Raw genomic sequence first — 13909 nt, 5'->3', positions numbered from 1 at the left:
GCATCGCGCTTCAGGTCGGCCCACATTCCTGCCGCTGCACATCCGGCACCGCCCCCTGAAACAGAAACATCGGCGAAGGCGGCGCCCCGGCGGCTGCCGGCGCAGTGGCCGCAGCCGGCGCAGTCCAGCTCTGCGCGCGCTCAGCCGCAGTCGCGCGCGCCTGACTGGCCTGTTCGGGCGACAGATCGCGGCTGAGCGCATTGATCTGCGCATCGATCGCCTCGCGCGGCGGCAGGCTGCCGAAGCCGCCGCCCCCACCGAACCCGCGCCGCCCGCCACCGCCGCGCCAGCCGCCGCCGGGCGCAACCGGTTCGGGCGTCGCCCCGGGTTGCGGCGCCGGCAGCGAATCGCGCAATTGCAGGAACAGGCTCAGCGATTCGACCGGATTGGGCTGCACCGCCTGGCTCAGCAGACTCCGACGGCCGCTGTCGCGGCCCGGCGAATACGCATAGGCCAGCGACGCGATCATGCGCGAGTCGCCGCGTTCGGCGGCTGCGCGCGCGACCGATTCGGCCTCGTTGCGGTACACCGCGAGCGCCGGCAGGTTGTCGAGCAGTTGCGGGAAACGGAAGGCGTTGCCGCTGGCGTAGTGGCGCATCGCCGCCGGATGGCCGGCGAGCGCGGCGCGGCGCCAATAGCCGGTGCGCTGTTCGGGGGTGATCGGCGGCACCTGCGCGCAGTGTTCGGATTGGCTCAGCAGTTTTTCGGTCATCGACTGGTAGCCGTCGGCCATGCGCTGGCGTTGCTCGCGCTGTTGCGCGGTGTCGTTGGGCATGCGTTCGAGCTGGCGTTCGAGGTTGTCGAGATTGTTCTCGGCCCCGGACAGGCGTTGGCGCAGACCGTCGCAATACTCCATTTCCGCGGCGAGGCGGCAGGCCGCGGCCGGCTCGTCGGCGGCGCGGCGTTGCAGTTCCGGCAGCACCAGCCGCAGCGGGGTGTCGAGCGAGGGCAGCGGCCGGGCCGCGGTGCCGGTGTAGCGGGGGATCGTCGCCGGGGCCGATCCGGCAGCGCCGGTCGGCGCGTTGCGACTGCCACCCTGCGCGGCGACTTCGGCGGCCGGCGCGCGCGCGCCGAGTTGCTGTTCGCCGCTGCGGCGTCCCCAGTAGTACATGCCGGCCGCGGTCGCGGCCAGGGCGAGCAGCCAGATCACAATGCGTCCGTGCCGGGTGGTGTCGCTCATGGTCGATATCGTTCCGTCGAGGTGATCGGCGGATCATAGAAGCGATTGGGGGTGTGTGCGTGTGCCGTCCGATTGCCGGTTGGGTCGGGTCAGGCTGACGGGGTTGCGTCGCGGGTAGGGATGCTGGGCGGGAGTCCATTAGTCGGCCACACCGATGTGAGGCTGGCTCTCGGCTCTAGCTCTGGCTCGAGTCTGAAGCAGAGGCTACCTTCCAGCGCTGCGAAGCCATTGACTCGCGAGAGAAAAGGGACACCCGAAGGGCGGCGCACATGGATGTGCGCCGTGCGCCACCGGGACAGGATGTCCCGTGTGGCGCATGCCTGCGTCGGCACCGCACGCGCGGGCCTTTGATTCAAAGAAAAGCGTTTTTCTTTGGTTACCTTTCTTTTGTCGCTTTTGACAAAAGAAAGTAACTCGGCCGCTTGCGGACGAAAGCTGTTGATCTTGCCTTTGGCTTGAAAGCTTGAAGCTTCAAAGCTTGAAGCAACATCAAAAGCTTCCGCCACTAAAGCGGCGGGTAACTTTCTTTTGTCCGGAGCCACAAAAGAAAGTCACCAAAGAAAAAGGCGTTCCTGTTTCGAATCAAGAGCCGCACGATCGGTGCCGACGCGGGCATGCGCCACACGAGACATCCTGTCCCGGTGGCGCACGGCGCACATCCATGTGCGCCGCCCTCCGGGTGTGCTTTTGTTCTCGCGAGTTGGAAGCGTCGCAGCACTGGATGAACTGCGCGGCTTCGGGCTCAAGCCAAAGCCACCAGCAAGGTCAGGGCCAATGTTTGAGGCAATCGTTATCGCGATGGGAAATACAAAAAATGCGATAACGAGTCACTTCACTTCGCGTCGGAATCGACGGATGCAGCTCGACCCATCCGCGGCGCAAGCAAGTCGCCCAGACCAACCCGACGCAGAAATTCCGCGCGAACCCGATCGCCCACCGCATTGACCACCTCCGCGCCATCGCTGGCCGGATCGATGTGGACACGGAACGGACGCCGGCCGTAAGGCGCGCCGACGATCGCGACGATCGCATCGGCCACGCTGGCCACGTCGGCGTCCTCGGGCACGCTGCCGGCGAGCTTGCGCAGGATTTCCTCGCCGAATCCGGCGGTCGGGCCGGTGTCGTAGTCGGCCAGTCGCGCGCCGTCGGCCGGGGTGCCGGCATGGGCGAAATGATTGGTGCCCGAGGTGAAGGCGCCAGGCACGACGATCGAGGTTTCGATGCCCCAGCGCGCGAGTTCGCCGGCGTAGCTGACCGCGAGCGAATCCATCGCCGCCTTGGCGGCGAAGTACGGCGCCAGGTACGGCGGCGTGCCGCCGCGGCTGCTGCTGCTCGACACCCACAGCAACAGGCCGCGACGCTGCGCGCGCAACTGCGGCAACGCGGCGCGGTTGACCCGCTGCGCACCGATCACGTTGCTGTCGTAGAGCTGGGCGAACTGCTCGGGCGTGAACGCTTCGGCCGGACCGAACACCATGTGGCCGGCGTTGTGGATCAACACGTCGAGACGGCCGTGGGCGGCGACGACCTGCGCGATCGCGGCGTCGGCGGAGGGTTGCGAGGCGATGTCGAGTTCGAGCGTGCGCAGGTCGACTCGATGATCGTCGGCATAACGATGCGCCGCCTCGACCTGGGCGGCATTGCGGCCGCCGGTTTCGCGCATGCTGGCGTAGACGGTGTGGCCGGCGTGGGCGAGGGCGCGCGCGGCGAGGGCGCCGAACCCGCTGGAGGCGCCGGTGATGAGGACGATCTGCGGCTGGTTCATGGCAAAGCTCCGCTGGCGGGCGCCGTGAGGGCGCCCGGGAGTGAGGGAAAGGGATCGATTCGCGACGAAAATTCAGTCGCGGCGAAGCGGACGCGGCCGCCTCGCGAGGTACTGCGGATTTTTTTGTGGGAGGGCCTTCAGGCCCGACGCTTTCGTCTCAGATCACCGCGGCCCGGTCGACCCGAAGCCCGTCCCACGGCGCGACATCCACGCGCGCCGCGCGCACGAAATCAGAACACGTAGCCGCCATTGACCCGCAGCACCTGCGAGTTGACCCAACTGCCGTCCGGACCGGTCAGGAACGCAACCGCCGAAGCGATTTCCTCGGGTTGGCCGAGGCGTTCGAGCGGCGCGAGGCTGACGAAATGGGCGATCTGCTCTTCGGTCTTGCCGTTGAAGAACAGCTCGGTGCCGACCGGTCCCGGCGCGACCGCGTTGACGGTGATGTTGCGGCCGCGCAGTTCGTTGGCGAGCACGTGGACCAGGCCTTCGACACCGGCCTTGGACGCGATGTACGGGCCGTAGTTCGGAAACGCCTTGCCGATCACGCTGGTCGACACCGCGACGATGCGGCCGCCGTCGCCCAGGTGCTGCGCGGCCAGGCCGAGCACGATGAAACTGCCGCGCAGGTTGGTGTGGATGACGCGGTCGAATTCGCCCAGATCGCCGCCGGCGATCGGCACGTACGGCATCACGCCGGCGCTGTTGATCACCGCGTCCAGACGGCCGTAGGTCTGCAGCGCGAGTTCGAACACGCGCTGCATGTCGGCCGGATCGGCGACGTCGCCCTGGGCGGCGATCGCCCGGCCGCCGTTGGCTTCGATCTGCGCGACCACCGCATCGGCCGAGGCCGCGTTGCCGGCGTAGTTGATCACCACCGCATAGCCGTCGGCGGCCAGGCGCAGGGCGATGGCGCGGCCGATGCCGCGCGAGGCGCCGGTGACCAAGGCGGCCTTCGTGGCTACGGTTTGAGTGGACGATTGAGTGGTCATGACGGCTCTCCGGGGTAGGGCGGGCTTGGCGGGATGCCATGGGGTTCCGCGATGGACACAGTCTGCTGGTTGCGCGTGTCTGGATAAATAAGGCGCGATTGGCAATACAATTCAACAATCGCCAACAATGGCCGCCCGCTGGGTAGCCCGGGAGCCGTCATGGACCGTTTCGAGGCCTTGCGCCTGTTCACCCGCATCGTCGAACTGGGCAGCTTCACCCGCGCCGCGGCGGTGCTGGACCTGCCGCGCGCCACCGCGACCCACGCGATCAAGGAACTGGAAGCCCGTCTGGGCGTGCGCCTGCTCGAACGCACCACCCGTCAGGTGCGCCCGACCCTGGACGGGCAGGCCTATTACGAGCGCTGCATGCACGTGTTGGCCGAACTCGACGACGCCGAGTCGGCGCTGCGTTCGCTCGCGAGCAACCCGCGCGGCAGCCTGCGCCTGGACCTCCACGGTACCCACGCGACCGGCATCATCCTGCCGCGCATCAACGAATTCCGCGCGCGCTATCCGCATATCGACCTGGTGATCAGCAGCGGCGACCGCCTGGTCGACCTGGTCCGCGAAGGTATCGACTGCGTGGTGCGTTCGGGCAATCCGCGCGATTCCTCGCTGATCGCCAAACGTCTGGCGACGATGCCCGAAGTGGTGTGCGCGAGCCCCGAGTACCTGCAGAACTTCGGCACGCCGCGGCATCCGGACGACTTGTCGGCGCATCAGGCGGTCGGTTTTTTCGCCAGCAACCGCGATCTGCGTTATCCGTTCGAACTGACCGTGGACGGGCAATTGCGCGAGTACCAGCTCAGTTCGTGGATCAGCGTCAACGACGCGGCCTGCTACACCGCCGCGGCGTTGCGCGGCTGCGGGTTGATCCAGTTGCCGCGGCATGGGGTCGAGACGTATCTGCGCGACGGGCGTCTGGTCGAGGTGTTGAGCGATTTCGCTAGCCCGGGGGTGCCGGTGTCGGTGTTGTATCCGCAGCATCGGCAGTTGTCGCCGCGGGTGAGGGTGTTTGTGGATTGGGTGTCGGGGGTGTTTGCGGACAGGTTTGGGAGTTCTGCGGCGTTGGTGTAGTCGTTGCCGATTGGTGGACGCGCATTGTTTCTTGTGCCGTCGCGATATCGTCCAATTGTCGCCATCGCCATCGCCATCGCCATCGCCATCGCCTTCGTCGTTGCCTTTGCTTCTAGTTTGGCTCGGGTCCCGATTTCCCAGATCACTTCCAGCACTGCGAGGCTTGTAACTCGCGTTAGCAAAAGCACACCCGGAGGGCGGCGCGCATGGATGCGCGCCGCGCGCCACCGGGACATGGATGTCCCGTGTGGCGCGTGCCTGCGTCGGCATCGCTCTTGCGGGCCTTTGATTCACAAAAAAAGCGTTTTTCTTTGGTTACCTTTCTTTTGTCGCTTTTGACAAAAGAAAGTAACTCGGCCGCTTGCGGACGAAAGCTGTTGATCTTGTCTTTGCTTCAAAGACTTTAAAGCTTCAAGAGCTGCCAGCAGGGTCAAAAGCTTCCGCCACTAAAGCGGCGGGTAACTTTCTTTTGTCCAGAGCCACAAAAGAAAGTCACCAAAGAAAAAGGCGTTCCTGTTTCGAATCAAGAGCCGCACGATCGGTGCTTGCGCAGGCATGCGCCACACGGGACATCCATGTCCCGGTGGCGCACGGCGTGCATCCTGCACGCCGCCCTCCGGGTGTGCTTTTGCTAACGCGAGTTCTTTGCGCCGCAGCGCTGGATGTACTGCGGGAAACGGGGCGCAAGCCAAAACCACAGCCACAGCTAGCTAGCTAGCGGCCCATCAAGACCAGAACGGAAGTATCGCGCCGGACCTCAGTCCACCAACTCGCGCACATACCGCATCAACCGATCCAGCAAATCCGGATCATCCACCCTCGGCTGCGCCGCCATCGCCGACCGCGCCCGAAGCTCCGTCGAAATGCCCGGCATCGGCTTGGCCACCGTGCCGAAATCGCGCACGATCCCCAACGGCGCATAGCCGCTGTATCCAGGAAACACCGTCGACAGATTCGCATTGCCCATGCGCTTGACGAGCAACTCCGACAACACCTGGCGATGATCGGTGGTGACCGGCACATCGCCGAAATGCGGCGACAGGATTTCCGGATCCAGGCCCGACCACGAACCGTAGAAACGCCGGCCGTTGACCGCGCCGCCCAACACCAACACCGGATTGCCGTAGCCATGGTCGGTGCCGCCGTTGGCGTTGGCGCGCACGCGCCGGCCGAATTCGGACTGCACCACCACGGTCACGCGTCCGGCATGGCCGCTGGCGTCGAGCGCGGCGTAGAACGCCGACAGCGCCTGCGACAGTTCGGCGATCTTGTTCTGGTAGTAGTGATAGCCGCTGCCGGCCGTGCCCTGGCCGTCGTGGGTATCCCAGCCGCCCAGGTCGAGCGTCGCGTAATGCAGGCCCAGGTTGAACTGGACCGATTGCGCGATCGTCCACATCTGCTGCGCGAACGCGCCGGTCGGCCAGCCGGTCGGCGGTGCGCTGTAAGTCTGCTGCGCGATCACCTTCAAGGCGCGATCGGCGCGTTGTCCGCCCAGTTCCAGCGCGGTGCTGCCGTTCCACAACGCGGCCAGGGTTTCGTTGAGTCCGGCGAATCCGGTCGGCGCGCCCGCGCGCACGGTCTGCCACGACCAGGCGCCTGCATTGAGCGCGAAGTCCGACGGACTGGCCATGGTCAGCGCCTGCACCGAGGCGAGCAGCCCGACCGGTTGACGCGCGCCGACGCCGAGCGCCGGCAGTTTTTCCGCGCCGTTCAAATTCGGCTGAGTGTTCATCGCCCGCGCGAGCCAGCCGCTGCCGATGCCCTGTTGCCCGGGCGTGCCCAGGTCGATGTACAACTGCGCGTCGAAGTGGCTGCGGGTGACGCTGGTCAACAGGCCGCAGGCATGCACGATGCCCAGGTGCCCGGCGTTCCACAGATCGCGCAGGCCGCTCGCGGACGGATGCAGGCCGAAGCCGGTGCCCGCGCCGCTGGCGAGGGTGAGCGGCAACGCGCCGTACGCGCCGGTCGCGGCGATCGCCAGGTTCGGCCGCGCCTGCTCGTAGAAACCGCGGTCGGCGCCGTCGATCGGCACCACCAGGTTGAGTCCGTCCAGGCCGCCGCGCAGGAACAGATGCACGACGGTGTCGTGGCCGTTGGGCGCGGCGATGGCGGAATCGGCGAACAGCAGGGCGGGTCCGCCCACCGCGCCTGCGGCGGCGGTGGCGCAAGTACCTTTGAGGAATTCGCGTCGGGTCAGGGTCATGTCGGCTTCCTGGCTGAGTTACGGCTAGCGGCTGAGGAATTCGGGCGACATCAGGATCAGCGAGACCATGCTGCGCAGACGTTCCTGGTTGTAGTGCCGCTTGAGATCGGTCGCGGCCCAGGTGTTGGTGTCGGTGATGACGTAGCTGGCCGGGTCGCCGTTCTGGGCCATGAACGCGATCAGGGTCTGGCGCCGCGCCGCGGTCGGCGCGTAGCCGAGAATGCGCAGGCACCAGAAGTCGACCAGCTTGGTCGCGGTCCACGACGGCACCTGCGCGCGCGTGGTCGCCAGGATCGGCGCCAGCGGCACGGCGTTGTCGCTGGTTTCGGTCAGCCAGTTGAGGATCTTCCAGGTCATCGCGTAACTGCTCGAACCCGACCACGCCTGTTGCGTGTCCGGATAGCCGTTCGGCGCCGGCCAGTCGTAGGGCGCGTGGCCGGTGAAGCCCATGCGCCAGGCGAATTCGTCGCTCTTGGCGGTGCCGACGTTGAGCGTCCAGTCGCTGCCGAGCGCGCGCATCGCCGCGGCCACCGCTTCGAACGGCCGCCGCGATTTCGCGCCCCAGGTCTGCGCGAACGCATTCGAGGTGAGGATATGCCGCAGGGTCAGTTCGATCTGGTTGGCCGCGCGCCAGTTCTGGCGGAAGATCGTCGCCGCGCTGGTGACCAGCGCCGGATCGGGCGTATCGCTGACGAAGCGGCGAATGATTTTCTTGCAGATGAAGCGGGCGACGCCCGGATGGCTGGCGAGGCGATCGAGCACGTCGCGGCCGTCCTTCAGCGCCGGCTGCTCGGGATAGAGCATGCGGCCGAGCAGGAACTTCGGACCGGCGTCGTGCCAGGCCTGGCGATAGACGAAGTTGCCGTCGTTCTCGGCCGGGTATTGCCAATGCCCGTTCTTGACCGACCAACCGGTGAAGGCCGATGCGGTTTCGTACACGTCGATGTCAGTGTAACCGGCCGGATAACTCGGGTCTTCCGCATCCGGCGGCACCTGGAACGGGTCCATGAAACCCAGGTAATGCTCGGCGCCGAGCGTGTGCAGTTCGAGCAGTTCGCGGGCGAAATTCTCGTTCGGGCCGGCACGGGTGTTCGATGCGTTGTCGAGGTAGTAGAGCATCGAGGTGCTCTTGGCGACTTCCTCGAGCATGACCCGGAAGTTGCCGAACGCCTGCGGCCGCAGCACGTCGCGCTGATAGCTCACGTACACCGGGCCGGCGTCGTAATCGCTGGCGGTGACGTTGAAATGGTCGTGCCAGAAATTGACCATGATCTCGCGCAGCTGGCGCTTGGAATGGACCGCGCGCACCAACGCGGCGCGCTGCGCTTCCCAGGCCGGACGCATGCGCACTTCGTAGGCGGGATCGGCCTTGACGTGATCGTTCCACAACTGGGTCAGCGATTTGCCCAGGGTGGTGTAGCCGGCGTTGGTCAGACGGGTTTCGACCGCGCTGTCGTCGATCGCGGCCCAGTCGAGCTGCCAATCGACGTAGTTGGCCAGGCGTTGCGCGTCGGTGCTGCCGAGCGCGTTGAACTGCGCGATCGATTGCGGGGTGGCGCCGTAGCTCAGATTGCCGAGCACGCGGATCGCCAGCGACGGACGCGGCAGGTCCAGCGGCAGCGGCATGACCGGCCAGGCCTGCGGATCGGGCGCGGTGACGCGCGCGCTGTCCATGGCGCTGTCGAGCTTGCTGCGCGCCGCCTTCGACGGCGTGGCGCGACCGAGCGCGCCATAGCGCTGCAACAGATGACTGCGGATCGCCGCTTGTTCGGACGCGGACATGGAGCGGGTCATGGCGCACTCCTTTGTTGTGGTGGCTCGGGGAGCGCGAGCTTATGCCGGCCCGCAAGCGGCAAAGCCCCGGCTGCGTCACAGATCGCCGCGCATCGGCATGCGCTGCGTCACTGTTCTCAACGCGATGGGCGCGGGTGAAACAGCTTCGCGGTCGCGCATAACGGGTCGTGCGTGCGCTCGATCACGCCGGCAGTGCGCGCGGGTCGAATCGCGCACTGTGTCGGTTTGCCGATTGTGTCGGCTTGGGCGCGCGCATCGCGTCCGCGTCCGCGCCGCGATTCGTGTCCGCGCGCACAGGCCCGCTGCGGCGTGTTCGGCAGACTGCAACGCGCAGCACAAATGCCCCGTCGCCATATGCAGATGCCGCGCCTTCATTTCTGCGTTTGCTGCGGGGCAACAAAGATGCGTGCAACGTCGCGACGGCGGGTGTGGGGATCACAACCCGCCGGCGCGAATTCTCCCTTTCGAAGGAATATCCATGCATGCCATTTCACGGCTGCGACGCCGTCCGCTGACCGTCTTCGTCGCATTGGCCCTGCCGGCCTTTTTCGCTTCCGCCGTCGCTCAGGCGCAGACGGCCAAAGAGCGCACGCCCACCCAGGCCGCGTCGGACAACGGCCAGCCGGCGACCTTGCTCGATCAGGTCGTGGTGACCGGTTCGCGCATCCCGCGCGCGACGTTGGAAGGGCCGTCGCCGGTCACCGTGATCACCAAGCAGGACATCGATGCGCAGGGTTATCGCAGCGCGTTCGACGCGATCAGCGCGTTGACCCAGAACACCGGCTCGGTGCAGGGCGAAGACTTCGGCAACACCTTCACGCCCGCGGCCAATACCATCAATCTGCGCGGATTCGGCCCCAATCACACCCTCGTGCTGGTCAACGGCCGGCGCCTGGCCGATTACCCGCTGGCCTACGAAGGCTCGGTCAACGTGGTCAACCTGGCGAACATCCCCAGCGCCTTGATCAAGCGTATCGAAGTGCTGGCCGGCGGCGCCTCGGCGGTGTACGGCTCCGATGCGGTGGCCGGCGTGGTCAACATCATCCTGCAGGACAAGTTCGACGGCACCGACATCAATCTGCGCGTCGGCGGCACCGAGGCCGGCGGCGGCCAGAACCAGCGCCTGCAAGTGGTCAGCGGTTATTCCAACGATCGCATCGATGCGGTGTACGGCATCGAGCTGTCGCATCGCGAAGCGATCTGGGGCGATCAACGCGACTTCATGGATTCGCTGCTCGACAAGCCGGCCGGCGATCCGCTGCCGCCGACCCAGGTCGGTTTCCGCCGCAACGCGCGCACCAACGGCTTCATCGATCCGGGCGCGAACTGCGCCAACCTCGGCGGGCTGTATCACGGCTCCACCGAGCGCGTGAACAACCCGCGCCAGGGCTGGTACTGCGGCAGCAACGAAGCCTCGCCGGCATTCTGGACGGTGCAGACGCAGAAGAAGAACGCCGACGCCTACGGCTCGCTGACCTGGCACGTGTCCGATCGCACCGAGGTGTTCGCCGATCTGCAACTGGGCATTTCCAGCATCGAGAACAACACCCGCGCGCCGAGCTGGACCTCGGACAACAACTATTTCCTCAACCAGGCCACCGGCCTCAACGAGATCTGGTACCGCCGCATCGCGCCGGAGGAAATCGGTTCGGCCCACGCCAACAACAACCGCTTCCTGGAGCGCTCGTGGTCGTTCAGCGCCGGCGTGCGCGGCGGTTTGGGCGAATCCGATTGGGATTACGAACTGGCCTACAACCGCGGCCGCTATCAGAACCTGACCAAGCGCCGCCAGTTCCTGTCGGGCATCAACGAGTTCTACCTCGGCCCGCGCCTGGGCACGACCTCGGCCGGCATCGGCATCTACAACCCCGATCCGGCGCGCCTGTACACGCCGCTGACCCCGGCCGACTACCAGCGCCTGACCGGTTTCTACGAAAGCGACAACGCCGCGTGGATCCAGAACCTGAGCTTCACCGTCAACGGCAACTTGTTCGACCTGCCGGCCGGTCCGGTCGGTTTCGCCGGGGTGATCGAGGCCGGCAACCAGGGCTATCGCAACTTGCCCGATCCGCGCCTGGGCGACGGCACGTTCTGGAACACCACCGCGGGCGTGAGCGCCTCGGGCGAACGCGATCGCTACGCGATCGGCGCGGAAATCAGCGTGCCGATCTTCAGCAAACTGACCGCGTCGGCCGCCGTGCGCTACGACGATTTCCGTTTCGCCGGCCGCAAGTCGGGCAAGGCGACCTGGAACGTCGGCCTGGAATTCCGCCCGATCGAAAGCCTGCTGCTGCGCGCGACCACCGCGACCAGTTTCCGCGCGCCGGACATGAATTACATCTTCGCCGCCGAAACCCGCGGCTATAACCCCGGCATGACCGATTACTGGCGCTGCCGCACCGCCGGCCAGGACTTCGACGATTGCGACTACTCGGGCCTGGCGATCGATTACACCAGCACCGGCAATCCCGACCTCAAGCCGGAAAACGGCAAGTCCTACGGCTTCGGCATCGTCTGGTCGCCGTCGGATCGTTTCGATGTGTCCGTGGATTACTACAGCATCCGCCTGGACGATCAGGTCACCAATCTGAGCAGCAGCCGCATCCTGCGCGAGGAAGCCGATTGCCGCCTGGGCCAGACCATCGGCGGCGAGCCGCGCGACATCAATTCGCCGAACTGCCGCGACGTGCTGAGCCGGGTGATCCGCAACCCGCCCGATGCGCCGGTGCAGCCCGACCAGGTGCGCCGGGTGCTGATCAACGCGATCAACGCCGCTGCCGAGCGCACCGACGGCATCGACCTGAAGAGCAATTTCCGCTGGAGCGCCGGCCGGTTCGGCGATTTCAACACGCGGGTGGGTTACACCCTGGTGCTCAAGCACGACTATCAGCAATTCTCCGACGATCCCAAGATCGACGTGCGCAATTCGCTCGATTACACCGACTGGCGCAGCAAGGTCAACGCGAGCCTGGGCTGGAACATCGGCCGCTGGAACAGCAACCTCACCGCGCTGCGTTACGGCAGCCTGCCCAACGGCGACGGCAGTGGCCGCATCGCGCCGTACACCCGTTACAACGGCAGCGTGTCGTATCGCCTGAGCGATCAGGCCAGTGTGTCGTTGATCGTCAACAACCTGCGCGATTCGCGGCCGCCGGCCGATCGCAGCGGCGGTGGTTGGCCGTTCTATCCGGTCGGTAATTACGATCCGTATGGGCGTCAGTTCTGGCTGGAGGCGAATTACAAGTTCAATTGACGGATGAGGTGGGTCGGCGTGGTGTTGGTCGCGCCGGTTCTTAGTCCGGGCGATGTCCCATGGGGCGCTGCGAGGTTTGCGCAGGTGCGTGGCTTTGTGCGGCCCTCACCCCAGCCCTCTCCCGCAAGCGGGAGAGGGAGTTTTTGTTTTTTGTTTTTCGCTTTGTGCGATACATGAAAAAAAGCGGGTGCGGTAGGCCCGCTTTTTTCCGTTGGGAGCGCCGTTACGGGTTACAGCGGCCCGTTGATCTGCACGCTGCGGCTGAGCGTGTTGGCCACGCCCGTGGCCTGGTTGGTGTAGGTCACGTTGACGATGTCGGAGACCGACATGTTGCCGCGGTAGGTCACGCTGCAGCGCGAGGTGGTGCAGGGCAGCACCATGCCCATCTCGGTAGTCCACGCATAGGTGTAGCTGCCGGCCGGCAGATTGCGGATTTCGAAGTCGGCGCGGTAGCTGCTGTGGCCGGGCGAGAACGATGCGCAGCGACCGAGGTTGCCCGGCGGCATCGGTTGATCGTTCGGACTGATGTAGCAGTGCAATACCGGCCCGCTCGGGAACGATTGCGCCGACGCGGGAGCGATGGCGCTGGAGCCGACCGCGGCGAGGGCGAGCGCGCCGCACAACAGCGTGTTCATGAGCGTCCATCCGTTTGTTTTCATGAGCTTCGATTTCATGAGATCCAATCCTGTGATCGCCAGAGGAACCTGGCCGGGCGAGGATAACGCCGGGCTGTCGCGTGGCACGCGAACTGTCGGGGTGACAGGCGCCACGATTGCGAAGAACGCAGTGGAACCGATCGTGCCCTGCGATGCCGTGCCGCGAAGATATGCGCATGAATAGCCGATCGCCGCGGTTAGATCGATGGCGATGTCGCAAGGCGAACGTCATTCGCGCCAAGAAAAAGCGGGCCTGAGCCCGCTTTTTTTAGCCACAAAAGGCCGGGTGGGCCATGCAGGAATGGCGCGGTACCGGAGCCGCAACGTCACGCTTCAACCGATTCCCGATTCCCGATTCCCGATTCCCAAATCCAAAATCCAAAATCCCTACAACGGCCCGCCGATCCTGACGCTTCGACTGACACTCTTCGCCACGCCGGTAGCCAGATCGGTATAGGTCACGGTGACGAAGTCGAACACCGCCATGTCGCCGCGATAGCGCTGGCTGCAGTACGCGGTGGAGCAGGGCAGCACCACGCCCAGGTCGGAGGTCCATACGAAGCTGTAGCTGCCGGCAGGAAGATTGCGGATTTCGAATTCGGCGACATAGCCCTGCGGGCTGGGATAGAACGAGGTGCAGCGGCCGATATTGCCCGGCGGCATCGGCTGATCGTTCGGGCTGACGTAGCAGTGCAGCACCGTGCCGGTGGGATTGGGTTGCGCCGGCGCGGGCGCGCTGGTGCCCAATGCAGCGAGGGCGAGCGCGGCGCAGGTCAAGGTATTCAAGAGCGTCCATCGCGTTGTTTTCATGAGCTTCGATTTCATGAGATCCGATCCTGTGATCGCCAGACGGCCCTGGCCGAACGAGAATACCGCCGCGAAAACCGCGGCTGCGTCCGAATGTCGCAGGCCGGCGTGATCGCCATCGCAACAATGGCGGGCCAGATGCGGCGCGGGTGCGATAATCCCGCCCTCACGCCCGACGGACC

General features: G+C 65.8%; 9 protein-coding genes. 2 read left to right on the top strand and 7 right to left on the bottom strand.

Annotated features, from left to right (window positions below):
• Positions 1–10: 10 nt before the first annotated feature.
• From KME82_RS14150 to KME82_RS14140, 3 genes are all read right to left on the bottom strand, one after another.
• Positions 11–1180 (bottom strand): hypothetical protein, encoded by a 1170-nt coding sequence (locus tag KME82_RS14150; protein WP_215494624.1) that lies wholly within the window; start codon positions 1178–1180, stop codon positions 11–13.
• A gap of 832 nt (positions 1181–2012) precedes the next feature.
• A complete protein-coding gene (locus KME82_RS14145; RefSeq protein ID WP_215494623.1) occupies positions 2013–2945 on the bottom strand; it encodes an SDR family NAD(P)-dependent oxidoreductase in 933 nt (310 codons plus the stop codon).
• A gap of 230 nt (positions 2946–3175) precedes the next feature.
• Positions 3176–3937 (bottom strand): SDR family oxidoreductase, encoded by a 762-nt coding sequence (locus KME82_RS14140; protein ID WP_215494622.1) that lies wholly within the window; start codon positions 3935–3937, stop codon positions 3176–3178.
• A gap of 159 nt (positions 3938–4096) precedes the next feature.
• Here KME82_RS14140 and KME82_RS14135 point away from each other — a divergent pair, with 159 nt between their 5' ends.
• On the top strand, positions 4097–5014 hold the full coding sequence (locus KME82_RS14135) for a LysR family transcriptional regulator (RefSeq protein WP_215494621.1): 918 nt from the start codon (positions 4097–4099) through the stop codon (positions 5012–5014).
• A 757-nt stretch (positions 5015–5771) separates the two neighbouring features.
• On the opposite strand, the gene KME82_RS14130 is transcribed toward KME82_RS14135, so the two are convergent.
• Together KME82_RS14130 and KME82_RS14125 are read right to left on the bottom strand one after the other, a co-directional pair.
• Positions 5772–7217 carry a DUF1501 domain-containing protein gene (locus KME82_RS14130; RefSeq protein ID WP_215494620.1) on the bottom strand — a complete coding sequence of 482 codons (1446 nt, stop codon included), beginning with the start codon at positions 7215–7217 and terminating at the stop codon, positions 5772–5774.
• A 24-nt stretch (positions 7218–7241) separates the two neighbouring features.
• Positions 7242–9011: a DUF1800 domain-containing protein gene (locus KME82_RS14125; protein ID WP_215494619.1), complete on the bottom strand. Its 1770-nt coding sequence runs from the start codon at positions 9009–9011 to the stop codon at positions 7242–7244.
• Between the two features lie 478 nt (positions 9012–9489).
• On the opposite strand from KME82_RS14125, the gene KME82_RS14120 reads away from it, so the two are divergent.
• Entirely contained in the window at positions 9490–12264 is a 2775-nt protein-coding gene (locus KME82_RS14120) for a TonB-dependent receptor plug domain-containing protein (protein ID WP_215494618.1), read from the top strand.
• A gap of 230 nt (positions 12265–12494) precedes the next feature.
• On the opposite strand, the gene KME82_RS14115 is transcribed toward KME82_RS14120, so the two are convergent.
• Positions 12495–12899, bottom strand: a complete 405-nt coding sequence (locus KME82_RS14115; RefSeq protein ID WP_215494617.1) for a hypothetical protein — start codon at positions 12897–12899, stop codon at positions 12495–12497.
• 408 nt (positions 12900–13307) lie between these two features.
• On the bottom strand, positions 13308–13745 hold the full coding sequence (locus KME82_RS14110; RefSeq protein WP_215494616.1) for a hypothetical protein: 438 nt from the start codon (positions 13743–13745) through the stop codon (positions 13308–13310).
• Positions 13746–13909: the final 164 nt, after the last annotated feature.

The sequence above is a fragment of the Lysobacter capsici genome, assembly GCF_018732085.1.
Taxonomy (GTDB): Bacteria; Pseudomonadota; Gammaproteobacteria; order Xanthomonadales; family Xanthomonadaceae; genus Lysobacter; species Lysobacter capsici_A.
The sequence above is the reverse complement of the archived record's forward strand: the minus strand, read 5'-3'. Positions and strand labels throughout refer to the sequence as shown.